Source organism: Lichenibacterium ramalinae (assembly GCF_004137085.1).
Lineage (GTDB): Bacteria > Pseudomonadota > Alphaproteobacteria > Rhizobiales > Beijerinckiaceae > Lichenihabitans > Lichenihabitans ramalinae.
Genome location: NZ_QYBC01000003.1, coordinates 236165 through 259993 on the forward strand (window position 1 = coordinate 236165; position 23829 = coordinate 259993).

At 69.1% G+C, this 23829-nt stretch carries 20 protein-coding genes; 6 read left to right on the plus strand and 14 right to left on the minus strand.

What is annotated here, in order from left to right:
- Positions 1–150 precede the first annotated feature (150 nt).
- The 3 genes from D3272_RS05280 to D3272_RS05290 form a co-directional block, all read right to left on the minus strand.
- Entirely contained in the window at positions 151–1452 is a 1302-nt protein-coding gene (locus tag D3272_RS05280; protein ID WP_129218096.1) for an ABC transporter substrate-binding protein, read from the minus strand.
- 278 nt (positions 1453–1730) lie between these two features.
- Entirely contained in the window at positions 1731–2720 is a 990-nt protein-coding gene (locus tag D3272_RS05285) for a MurR/RpiR family transcriptional regulator (protein ID WP_165361225.1), read from the minus strand.
- A 55-nt stretch (positions 2721–2775) separates the two neighbouring features.
- Positions 2776–3531, minus strand: coding sequence for an IclR family transcriptional regulator (locus tag D3272_RS05290; protein WP_129218098.1), 756 nt, complete (start codon positions 3529–3531; stop codon positions 2776–2778).
- 477 nt (positions 3532–4008) lie between these two features.
- Here D3272_RS05290 and D3272_RS05295 point away from each other — a divergent pair, with 477 nt between their 5' ends.
- From D3272_RS05295 to D3272_RS05310, 4 genes are all read left to right on the plus strand, one after another.
- Complete coding sequence (locus tag D3272_RS05295; protein ID WP_165361226.1) at positions 4009–5037, plus strand: Kelch repeat-containing protein; 1029 nt, start codon at positions 4009–4011, stop codon at positions 5035–5037.
- Between the two features lie 768 nt (positions 5038–5805).
- Positions 5806–7056 (plus strand): hydantoinase/carbamoylase family amidase, encoded by a 1251-nt coding sequence (locus tag D3272_RS05300; RefSeq protein ID WP_129218100.1) that lies wholly within the window; start codon positions 5806–5808, stop codon positions 7054–7056.
- Between the two features lie 10 nt (positions 7057–7066).
- Positions 7067–9154 (plus strand): hydantoinase/oxoprolinase family protein, encoded by a 2088-nt coding sequence (locus D3272_RS05305; protein ID WP_129218101.1) that lies wholly within the window; start codon positions 7067–7069, stop codon positions 9152–9154.
- Positions 9151–10932: a hydantoinase B/oxoprolinase family protein gene (locus tag D3272_RS05310; protein ID WP_129218102.1), complete on the plus strand. Its 1782-nt coding sequence runs from the start codon at positions 9151–9153 to the stop codon at positions 10930–10932. Before D3272_RS05305 ends, D3272_RS05310 begins: the two co-directional genes overlap by 4 nt.
- On the opposite strand, the gene D3272_RS27185 is transcribed toward D3272_RS05310, so the two are convergent.
- From D3272_RS27185 to D3272_RS05365, 11 genes are all read right to left on the minus strand, one after another.
- A complete protein-coding gene (locus D3272_RS27185; protein WP_165361227.1) occupies positions 10919–11395 on the minus strand; it encodes an ureidoglycolate lyase in 477 nt (158 codons plus the stop codon). The two genes, D3272_RS05310 and D3272_RS27185, sit on opposite strands and share 14 nt — an antisense overlap.
- Entirely contained in the window at positions 11392–12315 is a 924-nt protein-coding gene (locus tag D3272_RS05320; RefSeq protein ID WP_245496394.1) for a polysaccharide deacetylase family protein, read from the minus strand. Before D3272_RS05320 ends, D3272_RS27185 begins: the two co-directional genes overlap by 4 nt.
- Before the next feature lie 120 nt (positions 12316–12435).
- Positions 12436–13446, minus strand: a complete 1011-nt coding sequence (locus D3272_RS05325) for an ABC transporter permease (RefSeq protein WP_245496395.1) — start codon at positions 13444–13446, stop codon at positions 12436–12438.
- A 13-nt stretch (positions 13447–13459) separates the two neighbouring features.
- On the minus strand, positions 13460–15046 hold the full coding sequence (locus tag D3272_RS05330) for a sugar ABC transporter ATP-binding protein (RefSeq protein WP_129218104.1): 1587 nt from the start codon (positions 15044–15046) through the stop codon (positions 13460–13462).
- Entirely contained in the window at positions 15043–16158 is a 1116-nt protein-coding gene (locus tag D3272_RS05335; RefSeq protein ID WP_129218105.1) for a sugar ABC transporter substrate-binding protein, read from the minus strand. The genes D3272_RS05330 and D3272_RS05335 overlap by 4 nt, the downstream gene beginning before the upstream one ends.
- A 182-nt stretch (positions 16159–16340) precedes the next feature.
- Positions 16341–17204 (minus strand): NHL repeat-containing protein, encoded by an 864-nt coding sequence (locus D3272_RS05340; protein WP_129218106.1) that lies wholly within the window; start codon positions 17202–17204, stop codon positions 16341–16343.
- Entirely contained in the window at positions 17201–18058 is an 858-nt protein-coding gene (locus tag D3272_RS05345; RefSeq protein WP_129218107.1) for an ABC transporter permease, read from the minus strand. The genes D3272_RS05340 and D3272_RS05345 overlap by 4 nt, the downstream gene beginning before the upstream one ends.
- Complete coding sequence (locus D3272_RS05350; RefSeq protein WP_165361228.1) at positions 18055–18870, minus strand: ABC transporter ATP-binding protein; 816 nt, start codon at positions 18868–18870, stop codon at positions 18055–18057. The genes D3272_RS05345 and D3272_RS05350 overlap by 4 nt, the downstream gene beginning before the upstream one ends.
- A 15-nt stretch (positions 18871–18885) precedes the next feature.
- Entirely contained in the window at positions 18886–19740 is an 855-nt protein-coding gene (locus D3272_RS05355) for an ABC transporter permease (protein WP_129218109.1), read from the minus strand.
- Positions 19741–19768: 28 nt separating this feature from the next.
- Positions 19769–21118 carry a substrate-binding domain-containing protein gene (locus D3272_RS05360; protein WP_129218110.1) on the minus strand — a complete coding sequence of 450 codons (1350 nt, stop codon included), beginning with the start codon at positions 21116–21118 and terminating at the stop codon, positions 19769–19771.
- Between the two features lie 50 nt (positions 21119–21168).
- Complete coding sequence (locus D3272_RS05365; protein WP_129218111.1) at positions 21169–21930, minus strand: GntR family transcriptional regulator; 762 nt, start codon at positions 21928–21930, stop codon at positions 21169–21171.
- A 288-nt stretch (positions 21931–22218) separates the two neighbouring features.
- Here D3272_RS05365 and D3272_RS05370 point away from each other — a divergent pair, with 288 nt between their 5' ends.
- Positions 22219–22932, plus strand: coding sequence for an aspartate racemase/maleate isomerase family protein (locus tag D3272_RS05370; protein ID WP_207210129.1), 714 nt, complete (start codon positions 22219–22221; stop codon positions 22930–22932).
- Positions 22929–23684, plus strand: coding sequence for an aspartate/glutamate racemase family protein (locus tag D3272_RS05375; protein WP_129218112.1), 756 nt, complete (start codon positions 22929–22931; stop codon positions 23682–23684). The genes D3272_RS05370 and D3272_RS05375 overlap by 4 nt, the downstream gene beginning before the upstream one ends.
- Positions 23685–23829: the final 145 nt, after the last annotated feature.

Below are 23829 nucleotides of genomic sequence, written 5' to 3' on the forward strand. Positions count from 1 at the left end.
TCCTTCGAGGATCTGGAGCAGGATCGGCTGTCTCGGCAGCGCCTCAGCCGATCCAGGCCGATGAGACTGCTCTCGATTCGGAGCTGGAACGAAGTCGCCGCCGGCTAAAGCGCTGCAGGACCGCGATGCCGTCCCGACCCGGGTCGAGCTTCACTGATACTGCTTCTTCAGGTCCGCGACCTTGGTCACGAGTCTGTCGACGAGCTGGTCTGTCGAGCCATCTCCGCGAATATAATCCTGCACGTGTTGCATCATGAACAGGTCCCATTCGGAGAACCAGATCATCTTGGCGACTTTTCGGGACGTGCCGAGCGACAATTGCTTGTTGGAGATATCGACGTCGCGCCACTTCGAGAAGCTCGACACGATATCTGGATCGGACATGACCTCCTTGTATCCGGACCCCAGGCCGAAATCCAGCGCCCATCGCTTGATGACGTGGTACTGGCCATCCTTGGCCTTGCCCCCGAAGAAGCGGACCAGGTTCCAGGTGCGGTCCACGTCGACGGGTTGCTTGCCCATCACGTAGGCGGCGGTCCAGGCGAAGGTCGAATGCGTCTTGAACGGCATCAGCGCGTTCTTGACCTTGCCGGCGATCTTGGACAGCTTCGGGTCGTTGACGACCTTCTGGTCGTAGTCGTGGAGGACCATGAAGGTGTGGCGACCCGAACAATAGCTCGGAACACCTTCGTCGGGCATGGTCATGATGTCGGCGGCGACGAGTTGCTCTTTGTACAGCGTTCGGTGGAACTCCAGCACCTTGCGAAAGGCCGCGTCCGGGACGAGGTCGTAGTTGGCGTCGAAGACCGGTGCCCCTTCGGCATACCAGCAGGCGAAGATGCTCCACGACAGCTCCGACCACTTCTGCCCCCAGGCACTGTTGTAGGGAGCTTCGGAAACGCCGTCCTTCTTCAGCTTGCGGCAGGCGTCGAGCAGAGCGTCGGCACTGTCGGGAACGCCCACGCCGGCCTTCGAAAGCTGCGCCTCGTCGTAGATGAAAGCATTGTGCCCGGCATAATACGGCAACCCCATGAGCTTGCCGTCGGGCAAGGACAGCGAGGTCACGCTGACCGGGAACATGCCGGCCTTGATGCTCTCGAGATCCGGCAATCCCTCGAGATCGCGCGTCCAATCCGCCGTGTGCCAGCGGGCGAGGTGGTCCTCCTCCGAATACATCATGTCGATATGCTGGCCGCCGGTGAGCTTCGTCTCGACGACGGGATGATAGTCCCCCGACACGAGTTCATAGGTGACGTTTTCGTCGTAGAGTTTCTTGAAAGTCTCGACGTTTTCGGAGACGATCTGTGGCTGATATTGCCATCCGATGAAGGTCAGGGGTGTCGCAGGGGCTGCCGACGCGGGACGTCCGGCGAGCGTGACGGCGGACATGGCGGCCGCGCCCTTCAGGACATTACGACGAGACATCCAGTACTGCTGAAGCGGCGTCATCATGTCCGGGCTCCCGTCCCGCCCTGCAGGCCGTTCGTCGTCTTCGAGGACGTACCGCCCGTCTCGACTGCTCCGGAGCAGCGCGGGCGGCGGCAAGTCTTCGCAAGGCGGCCCGAACGGCCGGGCTCTTCACGGATGATGGACCGATCGTGCTTCACCTGCCAAGGGCATTTTTCTTTTTGGATCAAAAAATTTTCGAGACATCCAGAACATGCTGCAACAGGATGCAGATAACCATTCTTTTGATCGTGGAATCGACAAATGCCGAAGCGGGCATCACCTCAATCCGACACCGGTTGCGTGTCATCGACATCGCGAAAGGTCGTGAACTGCTGCTTGATGCGGCGCAGCTTGTCCTGCGCTTGCGCGGTGCTGCGGATCGCGGCCCCGTAGGCGAGCATGTCGACGACGGTCAGGAACGCGTAGCGCAAGCTCGTCGGCCCGAGCACATCGCCGTCATCGACCACCGCCAGGGCGAGCGGGACCGCGACGGTCCTCGCCAGTGGCGTGCCGACGACCGTCAGCCCGATCGTGACGGCGCCGTAGTCGGCCGCGATGCGGGCCGCCCGGATCAGTTCGGCGTTGTTGCCGCTGAGCGAGGAGCAGAACACGATGTCGCCGCGCTCCACGGTCGCGGCGAGCATCATCTGCATCTGATGGTCGGAACTCGTGCTGATCCTCAGGCCCAGGCGGAAGAGGCGGTTGTGGACCTCCTCGACGAGCCAGCTCGACACCCCGCCGCTGCCGAAGGCGTAGATCATGCGGCTATGCGTGAGGAGGTCGATGGCCCGGTCGAGCATGCCGACGTCGACGGTCCGCTGCGCTTCGAGGATCGCCCTCTGGGCCCGCATCACAACGCGCTCGCTGACCTCGGCGAGGGTCGCGGGCGGCGTCGCGGGTTCGAGATACCGCGCGCCGACCCTCATGCTGCTCATGACTTTCAGCTTGAGGTCGCGCAGGCCGTCGCAGCCGACGATCCTGCTGAAACGCGTGATCGTCGGGGCGGAAACGCCGAGCCATGGCACGAGCTCTTCTATCGATTTTTCCACGAACACCCTCGGATAATGCAGGATCGCCCTGGCGATCTTGGCATGCGAGCGCGACAGCTCGCCTTCGTGGTCGAGGATGTGCCCGAGGACGTCGTGCGAGGGCCACTGCGGACCATCGCTCGAGGACGACGCGGCGCCGCCGGGATGTTTCACGTGTGGTTCTCCATCGCCTTCGCCCCGTTCACATGTCAGGCCGAAGTGGCCGCTCGACGGATTTAGCACGGACACATTCCGTCGCGGCCTCGCGTCTTGACCAGCGGTCCCTAAGGGCCCGGTCTCAGCGCATTCCAAGGCTGTCCTCAATGGCACTTCGACATCGGGTCAGCGCTCCCCAAAGGGCGTCACTGTCCCGGACGAAGCGGAGCGCCGGGGCGACGATCGACAGTCCATATCGCTCTGCTGTGCCGGTTCGCAGCGTCGTTCCGAGGGCGCAAACCCCTTCGGCGTGTTCTTCCTGATCACGGGCGAAGCCCGATGTCCTGACGGTGTCGAGCTGTTCCAGCAAGGCTGGCAGGCGGGTGATCGTGCGAGCCGTGCGGCGCTCGAGCGTGCTCCCCACGACCACCTCCACGGCCGCATCGTCGAGATCCGCCAGGAGCGCCTTGCCGTGGGCCGTGCAATGCAGCGGCAGCGCGGCGCCTACCGACGATACCACCCGGAGCTCCTGGTCCGAGGCATACTGCTCCACCAGGATGGCGTGCTCCCCCCGAACGACGGACAGGTGCACGGTTTCGCGGGTGGCGCGTCCAGCGGCTTCGAGATGGGGGCGGCTCAGGGCGACGACATCGGTGTGGGCCGAGGCGGCGAGCCTCGCCAGCGCAGGGCCGAGCCGTACGCCACTTGCCCCCGCGACCACGAGCTGCTGCGCTTCGAGAGCGCTGACGATGCGCTGCACCGTGGAGCGCGGCAGGTCGGCGTTCCGGGCAATCTGGGCCAAGCTCAGCCCTTGGTCCTGTCCTTCCAGTGCGCGCAATACCGCAGCGGCGCGGGCGATCACCTGCTTGCCGGACGGCCCGTCTCCATCGTCCGCCATCGCGGTTCCTCCTCATTGGAGCCGTTTACGCAGGTCCACAGCGTTTGCACAACTGACCGGACAGTGATACACCGAACCGGTGAGCGGGTGAGTCGGTCGGGCGCCTGCCGACACTCATTGAGGAGAATCCTTTGATGACCAGTGCGGCCCTTCCAAGCGACCCGTCTCGGGAGCAATGCGGTCAGCCGGCCTGGCCGTGGCAGCCGGACCGGTCTCGACGCAGTGAAATGCCGCGTCGGCGACGGCCAATCACCCCTACGCCCGAGCCACGCATCGTGGGGCTGGAAGAGTAGGTGAGTGTCCACGCCGTCATTGGTCACCTAGCGAAAACATCCGCGGCGACCTGTACGCCTGCGAGATGTCCGTTCTATCCAACACCGGCGAGCGCCGCATATCGATCTGTTTGGGTCGACGTCGCTAGTGATGCTGTTTCAAGACACTGAATGAGGTACTACCTTGATGCACCGATTCTCGAAGATGTTCACCGTCGGTGCCGTTGCCAACTTCATCATGGTCACGACAGCGATAACGGCTTTTGCCGATGGCACTTGGAGCAAAGCGGCACCGTTTCCTGAGCCGGCCGAGGAGGTTCTGGGATCCGCAGCCAATGGAAAGATCTATGTTTTCGCTGGTTTGATACCTCACTGGAGGCCGAAGGGGCTTGTCTACGAGTTCAACCCCGTCGACGATACCTGGACCAAGAAAAAGCAGATGGCGCTTCCGTCCCATCACGTTGCCTTCACGCAGTTAGGCGGAAAGATTTACGCGTTCGGCGGTTTCGTCCTGCCGAAAGTCGGACAACCATCCTGGGTTCCCATCAACAACGCCTGGAGATATGACCCGACCGACGACACTTGGACGGCTCTAGCTCCTATGCCGACCAGCCGTGGTGCTGCCGCAGCTGCAGCGGCCAACGGTAAAATCTATGTTGTGGGCGGTGTCGTCACCCCGTCGGGCAGCAACGTGACTGCCGTGTCGCCGGATCAGCCACATTCGTCAGTCGGTACTCTGGAAGAGTACGACCCGATCTCCGATACGTGGAAGGAACTCCGGCCGATGCCAACGGCGCGCAACCATCTGCTCTTGGGCGCGGTCGATGGCAAGCTATACGCAATTGGCGGAAGACTGAGTTCGGCCTTCATTGGGCTGGCTAGTGACACCAGCGTCGTGGAAGAATATGACCCAGCCAAGGACCTGTGGAGGGTGCGGGCTCGTATGCCTACAGAACGAAGCTCTTTGGCTGGCGGCGTTGTCAACGGCAAGATTTACGTTGCGGGAGGTGAGTTTCAGGATGCTCGCATGAGCGCGACCTTTCGCGCGTTCGAATCCTATGACCCCGCGAAGAATGCTTGGACGACACTCCCGTCGATGGCGGTCGCCAGGCATGGAATGGCCGGGGGCGTCGTGGGAGATACACTCCACTTCGTCAGTGGAGACGTGCAATCGTCTGGAACCGGACTGGATGTCAGTTCTCCATCCCATGACGTGTTCACCGTCGATCACTGAGTTGACCGGCCCTTGGAGGTGGTCCGGCGTCGATACCGAGGATGCCGGCGCTTAGCGCGACCTCGCCCATCGACCAGGACGGTTCGTGCTGAGTCGGTGATCGCGACCTGAGATCCTTGGAGAGCGCAGGGCTTGGCTGCTGAAGTCGATCCGAGATCGTCAGTCGAGGGTCGCCATGACGGGTACGATGGCCAGGGCGGCCGTACGGGCCAGGACGTCGGGTGAAAGAAGCTCAACGCCATGTGCGCGGGCGTCGACGTCAGTCAGGGCGCTTTCGCCTTCGGCGCATGCGCTCCAGTTCCGCTAGCGCGCTCGGTTCGATCGGTGTGTGCCGCAGACGCGCCGCTCTTCCGGTTCGCTTTGGGTTGCAGGACCGCCTTCTTCGAAGGCGAACCGGCCATCGACCGCCTGTGAAGGGGCACTGCCCCATCCGTGTTCGACCGCTTCCGGGCGGATCACCCTCGATGCCCACTGGCGTCATCGGGTCGACAGCAGCCGATCTCGAGGCTCGGTGAGCGATGGGGTCGAGTCGACTGCTGGCCCGGCAACCGGACATCGACACACCGCCCGAACAGCCCCGCGCAGAACATGCGTGGGGCAGAACGCGTTTCGATGCTCCTGCATTGCCCAAGGGCCCGTCTCAACCCGGGTGCGGCCGCCCGACCTTCCCACTCGCGACAGGACCCGCGGAGGCTGGCATCTGGATCGCGCAGCTGTAAGATCCAGGCGAAGCGTGGCGGACGGGTCGGGCGCGGTGCGGGAGGATGGATGACGGGTCCTGCGATTCAGATCGATGCCGCCGAGGTGGAGCGCCTCGTGCTGGAACTCGGCGCCATCGGTGCCTGGGGCGGCACGGGGGTCTGGCGGCCCGTCTATACGCCCGCCTGGGTCGCGGCGGCCGACCGCTTCGCGGCGTGGTGCGGCGAGGCCGGGCTGGCGGTGCACCGCGATGCGGTGGGCAATGTTTGGGGACGGCTCGACGGGCGCGAGGGCGGCGACGCGATCGTGTCGGGCTCCCACCTCGACACGCAGTGCCCGGGCGGGCGCTACGACGGCGCCCTCGGCGCCATCGCGGCACTGCTGGCGGTCCGGGCGTTGAAGGAGCGCTTCGGCCTCCCGAAACGGCCCCTCGACGTCCTGGCACTCTGCGAGGAGGAGGGGAGCCGCTTCCCCACGGCCGGCTTCTGGGGGTCGAGCGCCATCGTGGGCCGCGTCGGGCCGGCAGAGGCCGACACCATGGTGGGCAGCGGCGGCGAGACGATGGCCGAGGCCATGCGGGCGATCGGGCTCGATCCTGCGCGGATCGCCGAAGCGCGCCGCACCGACATCGCGGCTTTCGTCGAACTGCACATCGAGCAGGGCCCCATCCTGGAGCAGGCCGGCCTGCCGGTGGCCATCGTCGACGCCATCACGGGCATGCGCCACACCGAGATCGTGCTGACGGGCGTCGCCAACCATGCCGGCGCCTTCCCGATGGATCTGCGGCAGGACCCCATGGCGGGCTTCGCCGAGATCGCCGCCGGGGTGGTGGCGACCGCGCACCGGATGGGCCGGCCCGCCGTCACGACGGTCGGCCGCGTCGCCGTGGACCCCAACGCCCCGGCCATCATCCCCCGCGCCGTGACCTTCACGATCGATGCCCGCCATCCCGATCCCGCCGCCCGCGACAGGCTCTATGCTCTGCATGACGGGCTGATCCGCGAGGTGGCGGCGCGGCGAGGCCTCGGCGTCGAGAGTCGCGTCCTCTTCGACCATCCGCCCTGTCCATCCGAGCCGGACCTCGTCGCGCTGCTCGAGCGCGGCGCCGCCGCGCAGGGCGTTCCGACGCTGCGCATGGCCAGCGGCGCCGCCCACGACACGCAGCAGATGGCCGCCGTGGCGCGGCGGGTCGCCATGGTCTTCGTGCGCAGCCGGGACGGGCGCAGCCACACGCCGGAGGAGTTCTCCAGCGTCGCCGACATGGTGGCGGGTATCCGGGTCCTCGCCGCGGGCCTCTACGCACTGGCCTACGAGCCCTGAGGAGCGGACGATGCGGCTGATCGGCGTTGACGTGGGCGGGACCTTCACGGACATCATCTACTGCGACACCGACACCGGAGCCGTCGCGGTCAACAAGGTGTCGACGACACCCGGCGATCCGTCGCAGGGCGTCATGGCGGGGCTTCTCGCGCTCTGCACGGCGGAAGGCATCGCGCCCGCCAGCATCTCGACCGTGCTGCACGGCACCACCACGGCCACCAACGCCGTGCTGGAGGGCAAGGGCGCCCGTGCCGGCATGGTGACCAACGCGGGGTTCCGCGACGTGCTGCATATCGGCCGGCACCAGCGCGTCGAGCATTATTCGATCCGTCAGGACCTGCCCTGGCAGTCCCGCCCCCTGATCGCGCGCCGCCACCGCAAGACCGTGCGGGGGCGGCTGGTGCCGCCGGTCGGGGCCGAACTCGAGCCGCTCGACGAGGACGGCGTGCGGACGGCCGCCGCCGAACTCGCCGCCGAGGGCGTGGAATCCGTCGCGGTCTGCTTCCTGTTCTCCTACCTCGACGCCAGGCACGAGGACCGCGCCGCCGCCATCCTGCGGGAGGCCATGCCGGGCGCCTTCGTGACGACGTCCTCGGCCGTGTCGCCGCAGTTCCGCGAGTTCGAGCGCTTCACGACGGCAGCCCTGGCGGCCTTCGTCGGGCCGGTGGTGCGGCGCTACGTGGAGCGGCTGGCCGTCGCCCTGAAGGGGGCCGGCCTGACCGGCGAATTGCGCATCATGGCGTCCAACGGCGGCGTCGCCACCGCCGCGACCGTGGCCGAAAAGCCGGCGCTGACCCTGCTCTCCGGGCTGGCCGCCGGCGTGCTCGGCGGGGCCGCCATCGGGGCCCGGGCCGGACGACGGCGGCTGATCACCTTCGACATCGGCGGAACCAGCGCCGACATCGGCATCGTGCGCGACGGCGTCGTGACCGAGACGGACGCCCGCTCCACCGCCATCGCAGGGTTCCCGCTGCTGATGCCGATGATCGATGTCCACACCATCGGGGCCGGTGGCGGATCCATCGCCTATCGGGACCGGGGCGGCGCCTTCCGGGTCGGCCCGCGCAGTGCCGGCGCCGTGCCGGGCCCGGTGGCCTACGGGCGCGGCGGCACCGAGCCAACCGTGACGGATGCCAACCTCGTCCTGGGCCGTCTCGACGCCGGCGATGCGCTGGCCGGCGGCCTCCGCCTCGATGCCGAGGCGGCCCGGCGGGCGGTGTCGGCCTTCGCCGCCAGCATGGGGCTCGGCGTCGAGGCCGCCGCGGCCGGGATCCTGGCCGTCATCGACAGCAACATGGCCAACGCCGTGCGCTCCCGGACCGTGCAGAAGGGCATCGACCCGCGCGACTTCGCCCTCGTGGCCTTCGGCGGCGCGGGACCCCTGCACGGCGCCGCCGTCGCCGCCATGCTGGAGATCCCCGAGGTGATCGTTCCACCCTTCCCAGGGCTGACCTCGGCCATGGGGCTGCTGACGACCGACCTCAGATACGATGCGGTGCGGACCCAGTTCGGCACCAGCGGCGACGTGGACCTCGCCCGCCTGACGGCCGACCTCGACGCCCTGGAGGCGGGGCTCGCCGAACAGTTCCGGGCCGACAGGATCGCGGCCGAGGCGGTGTCCTACGAGCGGTCCGGCGACCTGCGCTATATGGGCCAGGGCTACGAGCTCAGGATCTCCCTGCCGCCCGGACCCCTCGGGACGGTCGAGATCGGCATGGTCTGGTCGCGGTTCCACGCCGCCCACGCCGCCGAATACGGCCACGCCTTCCCGGACGGCGCCATCGAGATCGTCAACGTCAGGGTCGCCGGCACGGGCCGTACGCCCAAGTTCGTGCCGCCCGCCCCGCCGAGCGGGGGCTCGCTCGCCGACGCCACGATCCGCACGGGACCTTGCTGGTTCACGGTCGAGGGCCGGCTCGCGCCGGTGCCGACCCCGTTCTACAGGCGCGCCGCGCTGCCCGCCGGCGTCGCCGTCGCGGGTCCCGCCATCGTGCTGCAGCCCGACAGCACGACCGTCGTGCCGCCCGGTGCGGCCGCGACGGTCGACGAGGCCGGCAACCTCGTCATCACGCTTCCATCCCCGAGGCTTCGCCCATGACCCATGCCGAACCGGTGAAGACCCGCGTCGATCCCGTCACGGCGGCGGTGATCCAGGGTGCGCTCGAGAACATCGCGGTCGAGATGGGCCACAAGCTCATGCGGATGAGCTATTCGTCGATCATCCGGGAATCGGAGGACTTCGGCGCCGCCCTCACGGACGCGACCGGCCGCCAGCTCTGCGAGTGCCGGATGAGCACGCCGCTCCAATCCGGGCCGATCCCGGGCTACGTGCGCGGCATCCTGCGGACGCTGGAGCGCCGCGGCGAGACGCTGCATCCGGGCGACGTCGTCATGCACAACGATCCCTACGGGGGGGCCTCGCACGGGCCGGACGTCGGCTTCTGCGTCCCGGTCTTCCGGGGCGACAGGCTGATCGGGTTCTCGGTGACGACGGCGCACCACCTCGACATCGGGGCGCTGGCCCCCGGCAGCTGCGGCATCGTCGATGCGGTCGACACCTATGCCGAAGGGCTGCAGTTCAAGGCCATCAAGGTCTTCGACCGCGGCACCCGCAACGCGGCCGTCTGGCACATGCTCCGCGACAACATCCGGGCCTCCGACCTCGTGGTCGGCGACATGGAGGCGCAGATCAAGGCAGCCGAGATCGGCGCCGCCCGCTATCTCGCCCTGGTCGAGACCTGGGGCCTCGACACCGTCGATGCCGCCTACGAGGACCTGCTCGACTATTCCGAGCGGCTGATGCGCGACGCCATCCGGGCGCTTCCCGACGGCACCTATCGGGCGACGACCCACATCGACGGCTACCTCGACGATCCGGACCCCGCCCGTCGCGACCTGCCGCTGGCGGTGGCCATCACGGTCGAGGGCGACGCCATCACGGTGGACCTCACCGGCACGGCGCCCCAACTGCCCGACAAGCCCATCAACATGCCGCTCGAGGGCACGGTCGACTGCGCCATCTGGCTGACGCTGCGCTCGATCCTGCTCGACAGCGCCGATTACGGGCCGATCCCGCAGAACAGCGGCCTCACCCGGCCCATCACCATCGTGGCGCCGCGGGGGACGCTCGCCAACCCGATCTTCCCGGCGCCCGTCATCGCGCGGTTCTGCCCCGGCAACCAGCTCGCCGACACCGTGATGAAGGCGCTGGCGCAGGTCGTGCCCCATCAGGTCAGCGCCGGCATCGGCAACCTGCGCGTCGTGGCGTTCAGCGGCCTGCAGGAGGGCCGCCACTGGGTGCACATGGAGATCATGGAAGGCAGCTACGGCGGGCGCCACGGTCGCGACGGGCTCGACGCCGTCGACACGCTCTATGCCAACACCCGCAACAACCCCGTCGAGGACATCGAGAGCCATCTGCCGCTGAGGGTCGAGCGCTACGAGCTGCGCACCGATGCCGCCGCCGCCGGGGAATGGCGTGGAGGCATCGGCACCGTGCGGGAGTTCACCTTCCTGGCCGACGGCGGCTTCTCGCTCGAGGGGGACGGGCACCGCTACGCGCCTTGGGGCTTTGACGGGGGGGCCGACGGCTTCACGGCCTCGTTGAAGCTCGTGACGGCGGCCGGCGAGGAGGTCGCGCTGCCGTCCAAGGTGCCCTACCACAAGGCCCGGGCCGGGGACCGGCTCGTGTCCCTCGGCCCGAGCGGGGGCGGATACGGCGACCCGGCGCGCCGCGATGTCGAGGCGGTGCGGGACGACGTTCGCGATGGGTTGATCTCCGCCGGGACCGCGCGCGACGGCTATCCCGCCGCGATGGGGACCGACGCCGGGTCGCCCCCGATCCGCGCCGGAGCCGCGCCCCTCACGTCACCGTGACGGGATCGGCCAGGGGCACGAACTGCTCGTCGGAGGCCGTCCCGTCGACGAAGGTCAGGACGGCGAAGCTCGCCGGGCGCTCCAGCGCCGTCAAAGGGTGGTGCCAAGTGTCGGCCCGGTAATGGACCCCGACGTCGCCCGGCACCCGGAAGGCCATGAGGCCCGCCTCGTCCGGCCGCCCGTCCGCTCCGTGCGGCGCCACCAGCACCAGGTAGGCGGCGCAATCGAGCGGCACGAAGCTCTGCGAGGAGTGGACGTGGCGCTCCATCTCGCGCGCTTCGAGCGGCAGCGGCTTCGGGGTGACGCCGGCGAGGCTGAGGCGCGGGCCCGCGCTGTCGCGCCCGTTGGTCAGATCCCCGATCAGCTCCAGCCGGTCCGCGCCGGGCTGCGGGCGCGGCAGGAGCAGGCCGAAGGGCGCGAAGGCTTCGGCGGTGACGGGCTGGGCGACGAGGCGACGGGTCACGCGGCTGCCTCCGGGCAGGGGTGGACGGCCCGCCAATGCTCGGCGATCTCCAGCCTGCGGCAGATCCAGACCTCGGGCTTGGCCTTGACGTAGTCGAGGAACCGGGCGAGCCCGGACGCGCGGCCGGGGTGGCCGACGAGCCGCATGTGCAGGCCGACCGACATCATCTTGGGCGCGGTCCGTCCCTCGTCGTACAACATGTCGAAGCTCTCCTTCAGCGCCAGGAAGAAGTCTTCGCCGGTGCCGAGGTTCCCGGTCCCCCATTTCAGGTCGTTGTTGGTCAGCGTGTAGGGTACGACAAGCTGAGGCCGCCCCTCGGCCATGACGTAGAACGGCAGTTCGTCGGCGTAGCTGTCACTGTCGTAGAGGAAGCCGCCTTCCTCCATGACGAGCCGACGGGTGTTGATCGAGGGTCCGTAGCGGCAGTACCAGCCGAGCGGGCGCGCCCCCACGGTGGCGGCGAGGCTCGCGACGGCGCGGCGGATGTGTTCGCGCTCGGTGGCCTCGTCGAGCTTGAAATGTTCCACCCAGCGCCAGCCGTGGCAGCAGATGTCGTGGTCGGACGCCCGGATGGCCGCCGCCGCCGGCGCGTTGCGCTCGAGCGCCAGGGCGCAGGCGAAGACCGTCATGGGCAGGTCCCGCTCGGCGAAGAGGCGCATCAGCCGCCAGAAGCCGACGCGGCTGCCGTATTCGAACATCCCCTCGGCGGCGAGGTCGCGCTCGCCGCGCGGCACGGCGGCCGAGGACAGCTCCGTCAGGGCGGCATCGCTGACGCCGTCCCGGTCCATCATGCTGTATTCCGAGCCCTCCTCGTAGTTCATCACGAAGTTGAGAGCCAGGCGGGCGCCACCCGGCCAGCGCGGGTTCGGCGGGTTGGCGCCGTAGCCGACGAAGTCGCGTTCGAGGGATTGTGGGATCAAGACGAAGTCTCCGGATCTAGAGCAGATCGCGATCAGGTCGATTTACCTGATCGCGTGAAGATGCTCGTAAAAACATACCACTCGAGCTGAAGTCGCGAGCCAAGGCGAGGGGCGAAAGCTCTAGAACTGCTGCTCCTGCCGGCCGCGCACCAGTTGCGACAGGCAGACCGCCACGACGAGGGCGCCCCCGTAGAACATCTCCTGGATGAAGGAGCTGAAGCCGAGAAAGACGAGGCCCGTGATGCCCGTCACCAGGAAATAGACCGCGACGGTCGCGCCCCATGGGTTGAAACGGCCCGGCACGATGCTGGTCGAACCCAGGAAGGCCGCCGCGAAGGCGGGCAGCTGGTAGGAGATGCCCGACACCGGATCGGCGGCGCCCTGCGTGCCGGCGTAGAGCACGCCCGCCAAGGCCCCGAGCAGTCCCGACAGCATCAGGCAGGACAGGCGGATCCGGTCGGTGTCGATACCGCTCAGCCGTGCCACTTCGCGGCCGCGGCCGACGAAGAGGATGCGGCGCCCCAGGGCCGTGTAGTCGAGGAGGTACCAGATCAGCGCCGCCAGCCCGATGGCGTAGTAGAACTCCAGCGGGATGCCGAAGAGCCGGTCGACGATCACGGCGTCCATGAGACTCGGCGAGATGCCGCTGATCGTCATGGAGTCGCTCATCCAGAGCGTGAAGCCGTGGATGAAGGTGCCGGTGCCGAGCGTGACGATGAGCGAGTGGATGCGGAAGACCGTGATGAGAAGGCCGTTGATGGCCCCCACCGCGACCCCGATCGCCAGGGCCGCCAGGATGGCCCAGCCTATGCCGACGCCGTAGTTCACGTTCAGCACCGCCACCGTCATCGAGCTCAGCGTCATCACGAAGGCGATCGAGAGATCGAAATCGTTGGCGGTGAGCGGGATGATGAGGCCCAGCGTCACCACCACCAGGACCGCCTGGGATCCCAGGATGGTGGACAGGTTCGGCCAGGTCAGGAAGGTGTCGGGGCGCAGGGCGCCGAAGACCGCGATCAGCGCCAGCCAGACCACGACGAGGCCGAACTGCTCGGCGCGCCTCACCAGAAGGCGCAGGCCGGCTCCGGGCCGGGACGCCGCGTCGGCGTCGAGCGATGGATGGGGTGACACTGTCCTGCTCCCTTCAACCCGGGCCGCCGAGGCTGCGCTCGGCGATGGCGTCCTTGGTGATCTCGATCCCCTCGAGGCTGGCCACGACCCGGCCGCCGGCGAAGATGAGGACGCGCGACGCGATGGCGGCGAGCTGCTCGTAGTCCGAACTCGCGCACAGGATGGTGGCGCCCGCGGCGGCGGCCTCGGCGATGTGCCGGAACACCGTCTGGCGTGCCCCGATGTCGACGCCCTGCGTCGGCTCGTCGAGGAGGACGAGCTTCGGCGCCATCTGGAACCACTTGGCCAGCACCACCTTCTGCTGGTTCCCCCCGCTCAGAGCCGCGATGGGGAGCGTCGCGTCGGCGGGCCTGACCTCGAAACGCCGGCCGAGCGCCGCGGCTCGCTCCACCAGGCCGCGACGATCGAGCAGCCAGCGCCGCCGCGTCGCGCCGAGCACCGGCATGGACACGTTGTCGCTCACCGGGAGCGGGCCGATGACACCGGCGTGGCCTCGGTCGGCCGGGATCAGCACGATGCCGCGCGCGATGGCGGCGCGCGGCGTCAGGCGGGACAGGTCGATCGGGTGGCCGGCGAGGTCGAGCGTGCCGGCCGCCGCGGGCCGGGCGCCGTAGAGCAGGTAGGGAACCTCGTCGTAGCCCGACCCGATCAGCCCCGTGAGGCCCACGACCTCGCCGGCCGCGGCTTCGAGCGCGAAGCCCCGCACCGTTCCGCCCGAAAGGTCGCGCACCGCCGCGTGGCGGCGCGCCCTCGCCGGAGCCGGGGCTTGCGGGGCCGGGGCGGTGGCGAGGCGGCGGCCCACGATCGCCGCGATGAAATCCGATTTCGTCGCCGTCGCCGTCGCGAGCGTCGCGGCGACGCGCCCGTCGCGCAGCACCGTGGCGCGGTCCGTGATGTCCATCACCTCGTCGACGTCGTGCGACACGAAGATCACGCTGGCGCCGCGGGCCACGACCCGCCGCACGAGCCGGAACAGCTGGGCGACATCGGCCTTGGGCAGGAAAGGGGTCGGCTCGTCGAGCACCAGGAGCCCGCCGCCGCCGCGTCCCGGCGCGGCCGCGCCCTCGATCTCGTCGACCGCCCGCAGGATGGCCAGGAGCGCGCGCTCGACCGGGGCGAGATCGGCGACCTGGCGGTCGGGGTCGAGCGCGATGCCGAAGTCCACGAACCTTTGCAGCGCCCGGCGCCGCGCGCCGCGCCAGTCGATGGCCCAATCGTGCCGCTCGGCGAAACGGCCGACGGTGAGGTTCTCCAGCACCGACAGGCTCGGCACGAGGCCGAGATGCTGGTGCACGAAGCTCATCCGGTGCCGCCGGAAGGCTCCGGGCGGCAGCGGCAACGGCACGTCCTCGCCCCAGAGCGCGAGCCGGCTGCCGGGATCGGGTGCGTGGAACCCGGCCAGGATCTTGATCAGCGTCGACTTGCCCGAGCCATTCTGGCCGAGCAGGCCGTGGACTTCGCCGGGCGCCACCGTGAGGGAGGCGGCGTCGAGCGCCTTCTGGCCCCCGAAGGTCTTGCTGAGGCGTGACAGTTCCAGCGCCGGAGGCCGGGCGTCCGGGCCTCCATGGCCCATCGGCAGCGCCCCGGCGGTCGCCGTCACGGCAGCTTCCACAGGTCGGCGTAGCCTTTGACGTAGGCGTCGCCATAGCCCTGGCTCAACTGCGGCGGCGTGCCGGCGTCCTTGGCGTTGTCCTTGGTGAACACGTAGAAGGGGATCTTGGGATCGGCCGGGATCGGCAGGCCGCAGATCCGGCGCATCTCGGAATCGACGAGGGCGTGACCGATCCAGTCGAGGTTCTCGCCGATGTCCATCTGGACCTGGCCGGTCTGTACGAGGCCGAGCACGAAGGGCGTGCCGTTGAACGCGTCGATCTTCACCCGCTCCGCCGACCCCGTGATGCTCACGGCCGGCACCACGAACTGCGCCATGCTGTCGTAGATGACGATGATGTAGTTGATCGTGGGGTCGGCCAGCAGGGCCGCCTGAATGGCGGGCGTGATGCGGGTGCCCCAGTCCGGCACCGCGAAGTTCATCACCTTGGTCTTGCAGTCCGCGCAATGCTTCAACTCGGCAGCGATGCCGGCCATCATGGAATCGGTCGACAGCGGGCCGGTCGAGATGAGTTCGAGGGCGTTCAGGTGGCCCTTGGTCTGGACGACGGCCCAATCGGCCAGGAGCGCGCCAGCCTTGTGGTAGTCCACCGGGACGTCGCCGTCGGCATATTTGAGGACCTCGGCGGTCTGCTCGACGCCGCTGTAATGAGACGCCACGACCGGGATCTTGGCGGCCCGCGCCGCCTGGACCTGGGGCACCAGCACGCGCGGGTCCGTGCCGGCCAGGAGGTCGATGAGGTCGACCTTCTGGTTCACGGCCGTGTCCATGCCCTGCACCCATTGCGAGGACTGGCCCTGGTTCTCCCAGGTGGTGAACTTGAAGCCGACCTTCTTGGCCGCCGCCGCCATGGCCTTCTCGATGTTGGCCGTGAAGGGGTTGGCGCTCGACACCGGGATCGACAGGATCGATTTCCCTTTCATACAGGCGCGGGCGTCGAACGTCGGCCCCGGCACCGTGAAGGACGGCCTCTGCAGGAAGGGCGCGACCTGGCCGTCGAAATAGGACAGGTCGTCGGCCCGGGCCGCACCGCCGCCGATGAGGCCGGCTCCCGCCGCGAGAATCGTCAGCGCCAGGGCTTTGAAGCGGGAACTCGCCATCTGTTATTTCTCCATGTGTGCTGAAAGGCGGAACGCAATCGACATGCCAGACCAGCAACGGCGCGGCACTCGGCGGCTCGACGGTCCTATGGACAGGGTCGCCGGTCCCGCATGGCCCGGTCCGTAGCGGCCTTGCGGGGGGCGGACCGCCGTCTCGCCGGTGTCGATCCGGCTCCCTCGCATCAGAGGCACGGACGCAGTCGTGTGACCGACGTCGGATCGATCTCGGCGAGGTAGAGCGTGCCGTCGGCGGCGCGGGCGATGCCATGGGCGCCGTTCAGAGAGGGCCGGGCCCGCCCGAGGCGTTCGCCGTCCGGCGCGAAGCAGGTGAGGCTCGGGACCTGATCGGTCACCAGGATGGTTCCGTCCTCGGCCTCGCAGAGGTCCATCGGGCGGCACAGGCCGTGCCAGGCGCCGAGCCATCCGCCCGCGCGATCGAAGAGTTGCACGCGGTCGTTCTCGCGATCGCAGACCAGCACGCGGTCGCGGCTGTCCACCAGCAGCGCATGCGGAGTCATGAAGGCACATTCGGTGGTGCCGATGTCGCCGAAGGAGGCGAGCCAGCGCCCCTCGGGATCGAACCTGTGGACCCTGCCGTTGCCGTAGCCGTCCGCCACGTAGATCTCGCCGTCGTCGGCGACCGCCGCCTGCGTGGGGTGGTTGAACGGCTCCCGCCAGCGTGGCATGTGGCGCTCGCCCAGAGCGAAAAGGAGGCTGCCGTCCGGCGCGAAGCACAGGACCTGGTGGGCATCCCGGTCCACCACGAAGGCCCGGTCGCCCGCATCGATGGCGATGCCGTGCGGGTCGAAGACCTTGCCTTCCCCGTAGGCGAAGAGGAAGGACCCGTCCGGCGCGAAGACCACCACCGGCACCTTGCCGCGCCGCAGCACGTGGACCCGCCCGGCTCCGTCGACGGCGACCTGGCTGACGCGGGCCGGCGCGATGGTGGCCGGCAACCGACCGAAGTCCCGCTCGACGGCGTAGCGGCGCCCGCCGAGGAGGATCCGCCCCGTCTCGGGCTGCCGGGCGACGTCCGACGCGCTCATGCCCGTTGCCCTTCCGGCGCCCAGGCCAGCATGCGGCCGGTGAGGCGGGCGAGCACGACGGTGCTGACCGAGGTGTAGAAGACGAACAGCAGCGCCACCAGGAACATGCGGTCGAGGAAGGCGAACTGCTGGGCGTAGACGATCATGTAGCCGAGCCCCGATTGCGCCCCGAGATATTCGGCGCCCAGCACCGCGCCCCAGCCGGCCCCGAGGCTCAGCAGCACGGTGGAGCGCATGGCCGGGACGATGGCGGGCAGCACGACCGTCCGGGTGAGGAACAGGCGCGAGGCGCCGAGCGCCCGGGCATTGTCGAGGTAGATCTGCGGGATGTTGCGCACCGCGTTGACGGTTCCGGCGAAGACGATGACGCCGATCCCGTAGGCCACGAACACCACCTCGCCCAGCGCGTCGGTGCCGAACCAGAGCTGGAACAGCGGCACCATGGCGAGGAGGGGCAGGGTGCGGATGAACTGCAGGGGCCAGTCGACGAGCCGGCGAGTCCAGCGCGACCACGACAGGGCGAGGCCGAGGACGAGGCCCGCGACGCCGCCGAGCATCAGCCCGGCGGCGAGCCGCAGGATCGTGTCGGCCGAATGGAGCAGGATCGCCAGCAGGGCGGCGAGGTAGCTGCGCTCGGCACCATCGGCCACGGCGGGGACGCCGAGGCCGCCCGGCCAGTAGTCGGAGAGGCTGAGGAGGGTGCGGGTGAAGAGCACCTGCCAGCCCGCCACCATGGGCTCGCCCGGCTGTGCCTCGGCGGTATAGACGAGCGACAGGACCTGCCAGCCCAGCGCCAGGGCGGCCAGGACCGCGAGCGAGATCCAGCGGTCACGCGTCGGGTGCCGGACCTTCACGCGGCGGCTCCCGCAGCCCGGCCCTGTGCCAGGGGGCGCTCGAGCCCGAGATGGCCGAGCAGCCGGTGCTTGATGGCGACCGCGTCGGACCGCAGCAGCGTGTCGGTGTCGCGCGGGCGGGGTGCCTCGACCCGAATGTCGTCGACGATGCGGCCCGCCCCCACGACCAGGATTCTGTCGGCCAGGAGCAGCGCCTCGTCGACATCGTGTGTGACGAACAGCACGGTTCGCCGCGTAGTCCCCGCCCGGCCGTCGTCCCAAAGGTCGAGCAGCACCCGTTGGAGCTGGTGCCGGGTGACGTAGTCGAGAGCCCCGAAGGGCTCGTCCAGCATCAGGACCTTGGCGCCATTGGCGAAGACCGTCGCGATGGCGACGCGCTTCAGCATGCCGCCCGAGAGTTCCCGCGGCCAGGCCCGCTCGACATGGCCGAGGCCCACGCGGTCGAGGTAGCGGAGCGCCACCGCCCGGCGTTCGGGGGCCGCCACCCCCCGGCACCTCAAGCCGTATTCGACATTGTCGACGACGCGCATCCAGGGGAAGACACTGTCCCTCTGGAAGACCATGCCGCGCTCCGGCCCCGGCCCGTCGATCTCGCGGCCATCGACCACGATCGAGCCCTGGCTCGGGGCCAACAACCCGGCGATCATCGCCAGCAGGGTGCTCTTGCCGCAGCCGGAGGTCCCGATCAGGCAGACGAACTCGCCCTCCGGGATCGTCAGTGAAACATCGGAAACGGCCGCCACGGTGCGGCCGTCCGCCCGTCGGAAGCTGCGCCCGATGTTGACGAGCTCGATCATCCGGGAATCCGTCACCACCATGAGGGCTCCTCAGCGCGCGGCGGCGCTCCATCGGGTGAGGCGGGCGACCGCCAGGGCGGCCAGCAGGTCGGCCAGGACGGCCGTGGAGCCGAGGCTGAGGAGCGCCGCCATGATGCCCTGCGGATCGGTCGCGCCCGCCAGGACTTCGATGACCTTGCCCATGCCGGACTGCGAACCGAGGAGTTCGGCGACGGCTTCGAGCCCCCAGGCGCCCGCGAGGGCGATGCGCAGCCCACCGAGGATCTCCGGGACGGTGGCGGGCAGCAGCACGTCGCGCAGCACACGGCGCGACCCGGCCCCGAGCGTCCGGGCGGATTGCTCGAAGATGGGATCGACGTTGCGGGCGGCGCGGGCCGCGAAGATGTGGAGGGTGACGGCGACGTAGAAGACGACGAGGCAGACGGCGCTCGTCCGCCCCACCCCGAACCAGATGAGCAGGAAGGGCGCCGCGATGAGGATCGGCACCGTGCCGGCCGTCATGACCACGGGATCCAGCCCGGCCTGGACCAGCGGGAACCGCGCCGAGAGGAGCCCCGATGCGATCCCGATCGAGGCGCCCGCCAGGACCGCGACGAGCACGTTCTGGGCCGTGTAGAGCAGGTTGCCGTAAAGGTTGGGCTCCGTCAGCCCGTAGTAGGACAGGGCCGGGGCGGACCAGAAATCGTCCCGGAGCCGGCCGGCCACGCCGGCGGGCGTCGGCAGGATGATGGGTGGCAGCAGCATCGTCAGGCCCTGCCAGACGGCGACGCCGATCGCCACGCCGGCGAGCCGGAGCGGGTCGACCGCTCGGGCGAGGGCACGTGTGCGGGATCCCAGGCGATCCGGGGCGCGACCGGGTCTCAGGCTGTCGGCGACCGGCGTCATGCGCGCGCTCCCGTCCGGTCCGGGCTCGTCATTGGGAGGCGGCCAGTGCCAGGCGGTAGCTGTCGAGGAAGTCGAAACCCGCGTAGAGCGCCCTTGCCTTGTCGGCGAGGGCCTGCTTGTCGGCGGAAAGCGGCGCCGCCTTCAGCTTGCCCAGCAGGTCGTCGGTCTTGGCGCGGTAGTCGACCATCTGGTGCCAGATGGGTCCACCCCACACGACGTCGTCCGGCGTGACCTTGCCCTTGGGAATGATGCCATGGGTCTCGAAGTCGCGGATGATCGCGGCCCACACGTTGGCGTAGTAGGTGGTGCCGCCCTTCTCGTCGAAATACTGCTTGTCGTCGTCGAAGCCGGTGAACGGATGCAGGATCCTCACCGTCTCGGCGACACCCTTGCCGTCGAGGCTCGTGCCCGCCATGGCGTTGAGATAGGGGGCCTGAAGGTCGTAGAGGCCGGGATCCTTGCCGGTGGCGTCGATGATGCGCCAGACCACCGACATGAATCGCAGCACCGTGTTCTGGTGGGTAGCGACGTAATCGGCGTTGGCGCCGATGCCCACGATGCCGATCAGCGGCTCGAGGGGTGAATCCACGCCGCCCGGGCCGTGCTTGATCAGGTCGTCGATGTCGACGAGGTCGGTCCAGCCGGCTTGCCGCAGCGTGTAGACGATCGGCGCGCCCTCGGGATTGACGAAGTCCTCGCGGCCCGACTTCGCCAGCACCAGCGATTTCGCGTCGTCGAGCACCTGCAGCGTGAAGCCGGCGCCGGACGTCTTGTTGAGGTACTCCTCGAAGGCGCGGTCGCTGAGTTCGGGCGCCCCGACCAGCGTCTTGCCTTTCATCGGCGCCAGTGCGGCCTTCAGGGCCGCCTCATAGTCCAGCCCTTCGCCGACGTAGTCCTTGAAGGATTTCAGTTTCAGCTTCGGGCTCGCCAGGATCGCGTTTGCCAAGAAGTTATCGGTGAAGCCGATGCATTTCAGCTTGTCCGAATCCTTGTAGGTCGGCAGCATCAGCGGACAGAACTCGGAGATGATGTCGACCTGGCCGTTGAGCAGCAGCGTCGTGACGTTGGAATCGTTGACCTTGAGCCCGTAGGGCGCCGGATCGAAGCTGATCCCCACGTCGTCGAACCAGCCCTTCTTCATGCCGATGACGTAGAAGGTGTTGTCGGCATAGGGACGCATGCCGAACTTGACGCTGGCCTTGGGGATGTCGGTGCCGGGTTCGGCCGGGGCAGGCGTGTAGCGGTCCGCCGCGCGGGCGGGTCCCGGCGCCAGGAGCGCGGCGCCTGCCAGGATCAGGGCAACCAGGAACGGGGCGGCCAGGGTCGCGCGGAGGTCGGCCGGCGTCCGCCGCCGGTACAGGCCTTTCGAAGGCGTCATGGCGATCTCCTGGGACGGTGCGGTCGAGGGGCGGGGGGTGGCGTCGTGGTTCATGCGGCGGTGGGGGCGAGGACGATGCCTTCGGCGAGGCAGGACGCCACGACGTCGGCCGTGTGGCCGACATGCGCGCCGAGGAGACGGCCCGCCCGGGCGGCGTCGCGGGCCGCGAGGGCTTCGAGGATGTCCTGGTGTTCCACGATCGACTGCTCCCAACGATCCTCGAGGCGCAACGCGAAGAACCGCACCTGCTCGGCACGACCGAGCAGCGCGGCATGCATGTCGGCGATGGTGCGATTGCGGGCCGCCTGCACGATCAAGCGGTGGATCGTGCGGTTGGCGGCGAAATAGGCGCTGCGCCGGCCAGCATCATGGTCCGACACGATCTCGGCCTGGAGGTCGGCGAGGCGAGCCAGCTCCTGGGCGGTGATGCGAAGCGCGGCCAGTTCCGCCGCCATACGCTCGACCCCGCTCAGCGCTTCGAACAATTCCCGGATGTCGGCCGCTTCGAGGCTGCGCACCCGCGGCGAGCGGTTCGCCCTCAGTTCGACGAGGCCGTCCCGTGCCAGGAGTTTCACGGCCTCGCGCAGCGGCGTCCGGGATATGCCGAGTGCCTTCGACAGATCCACCTCGACGAGTGCTGCGCCGGGCGCGAGTTCGCCCTCGACGATCATGGCGCGCAACCGCTCGGCGGCGCGCTCGTGCAGGCCTGAACGTAGAAGGTGCAGGCTGGCGCTGCGCGCTCCGAGTGCCGCAGTGCCGGCCGCCTTTCGGGGGCGACCGCGGCGGGCTGGCAATGTCTCGACCTTCGTCACGTCCGACGCTGCTCCTGGATTGGCTCGGCGACCTTCCCGGTGGGTGCCCAAGGCGCCCGATCGGCGTGCCGGACATCATCGCCGCCGCCTTCCGCTGTAGCGCCGATTCAACCCGAAGGCACGCCGATATTTTCGACAGGATTCGCCGTGTTATCAGACACAAGGATTAAATTGCACGCAGGTTGCAGTTTAATCTTGTTTCGCAGATGGCCGACGCCTTAGGTGAGGTCACAGGGGCGGCGGCGAGGCGTGGGAAAGGCCGGGGACGTGAGCGAAATCCGCATCGGCATGCTGACGCCGTCGTCCAACACCGTGCTTGAGCCTGCCCTGGCCCGCATGGCGGCCGACAGGCCGGGTCTCAACCTGCACTTCAGCCGGTTCAGGGTGACGCAGATCAGCCTCGACGAGGCGGGCCTCGATCAGTTCGCCTTCGACCCCATGGTGGCGGCGGCCGACCTCCTGGCGGACGCCGAGGTCGACGCCATAGCATGGACCGGCACGTCGGCAGCCTGGCTCGGCTTCGCGCGTGATGAGGAGCTGTGCCGGCGCATCGCGTCGTCGACCGGCGTGCCGGCCACGAGTTCGGCCCTGGCGTTCCGCGACGCTTTCCGGGCGTTGGGCGTCGCCCGCGTCGGCCTTGTCACGCCCTACACGGCGGACGTCCAGGACCGAATCTGCGTCAACTGGGCCGGGGCCGGCTTTCCCTGTACGGCCGAACGCCATCTCGGGCTGTCCCACAACTTCGCCTTCGCGGGCGTGGGCGAGGAGGCCGTGGCGGCACTCGTGCGGGAGGTCGCCGCCACGGGCTGCGACGCCGCAGCGGTCGTGTGCACCAACATGCGCGGCACCGATATCGCGCCGGTCCTGGAACGGGAACTGGGGATCCCGGTCCTCGATTCCGTCGCCGTCACGCTGTGGGCGGCGCTGCGCCTCGTCGGCGCCGACCCCACCCCCCTGGCGCGCTGGGGCCGGCTCTTCGCCGAGGAGGCGTCGCCGGCATGACACGCGTGCTGCTCCTCAACCCCAACACCTCCGCCGACATGACGGTGCGGATGCTGGCCGCCGCGGAGGCCGTGGCGGCGCCCGGCACCGTCGTGGTGCCCCTGACGGCCCCCCGCGGTGTCCCCTATATCGCGACGCGTGCCGAGGCCCAGATCGGCGGCGCCGTCGCGCTGGAGATGCTGGCGCAACACCACGGTGCGGTGGACGCCGCGGTCGTGGCGGCCTTCGGCGACCCGGGCCTGCTCGGCGCGCGCGAAATGTTCGACATCCCCGTCGTCGGGATGGCCGAAGCCGCCATGCTGGCGGCCTGCATGCTGGGGCGCCGCTTCGCCCTCGTCACCTTCGCCCGCGCCCTCGGGCCCTGGTTCGAGGATTGCGTGGCCATGCATGGCCTGTCGGGCCGCTGTGCCGGTATCCGCATGCTCGACGGACCCGTCCGCCGCGTCGGCGCCGTCGCGGAGGACAGCGAAGACCTCCTGATCGACCTCGCGCGCCGCGCCGTGGAGGAGGACGAGGCCGACGTCGTCATCCTGGCCGGCGCGCCCCTGGCGGGCCTCGCCCGTCGGGTGGCCGGGCGCATCGCGGTGCCGGTCGTCGACCCGATCTCCGCCGCGCTCAAGATGGCGGAAGCCCTGGTGGCGCTGCAGCCCCGCAAGGCTACAGCCGGGACCTTCCGCCGCCCGTCGCCGAAGGCGAGCACCGGCCTGCCGGACGCGCTGGCGGACCGCATCGCGCACCGCGACCAACCGTAGGGATACGGCGAGACGACCCGGCAGAAGATCCTCCACCACGGCTCGGACTACGCCCTGGGAGGTCTTGGAGGTCGTGGGCTGGCCGGTGCAGGCCCCGCTGCGGGGCGAACTGGTCGACGAGGATGGCCGGGTGGTGGGCGAGCCG

What these genes read in the sequence shown, in the direction of transcription:
- D3272_RS05280 (WP_129218096.1), bottom strand. Translation starts at nt 1,452, where the DNA reads ATGATGACGCCGCTTCAGCAGTACTGGATGTCTCGTCGTAATGTCCTG.
- D3272_RS05290 (WP_129218098.1), bottom strand. Translation starts at nt 3,531, where the DNA reads ATGGCGGACGATGGAGACGGGCCGTCCGGCAAGCAGGTGATCGCCCGC.
- D3272_RS05295 (WP_165361226.1), top strand. Translation starts at nt 4,009, where the DNA reads ATGTTCACCGTCGGTGCCGTTGCCAACTTCATCATGGTCACGACAGCG.
- D3272_RS05300 (WP_129218100.1), top strand. Translation starts at nt 5,806, where the DNA reads ATGACGGGTCCTGCGATTCAGATCGATGCCGCCGAGGTGGAGCGCCTC.
- D3272_RS05305 (WP_129218101.1), top strand. Translation starts at nt 7,067, where the DNA reads ATGCGGCTGATCGGCGTTGACGTGGGCGGGACCTTCACGGACATCATC.
- D3272_RS05310 (WP_129218102.1), top strand. Translation starts at nt 9,151, where the DNA reads ATGACCCATGCCGAACCGGTGAAGACCCGCGTCGATCCCGTCACGGCG.
- D3272_RS05335 (WP_129218105.1), bottom strand. Translation starts at nt 16,158, where the DNA reads ATGGCGAGTTCCCGCTTCAAAGCCCTGGCGCTGACGATTCTCGCGGCG.
- D3272_RS05340 (WP_129218106.1), bottom strand. Translation starts at nt 17,204, where the DNA reads ATGAGCGCGTCGGACGTCGCCCGGCAGCCCGAGACGGGGCGGATCCTC.
- D3272_RS05355 (WP_129218109.1), bottom strand. Translation starts at nt 19,740, where the DNA reads ATGACGCCGGTCGCCGACAGCCTGAGACCCGGTCGCGCCCCGGATCGC.
- D3272_RS05360 (WP_129218110.1), bottom strand. Translation starts at nt 21,118, where the DNA reads ATGACGCCTTCGAAAGGCCTGTACCGGCGGCGGACGCCGGCCGACCTC.
- D3272_RS05370 (WP_207210129.1), top strand. Translation starts at nt 22,219, where the DNA reads ATGCTGACGCCGTCGTCCAACACCGTGCTTGAGCCTGCCCTGGCCCGC.
- D3272_RS05375 (WP_129218112.1), top strand. Translation starts at nt 22,929, where the DNA reads ATGACACGCGTGCTGCTCCTCAACCCCAACACCTCCGCCGACATGACG.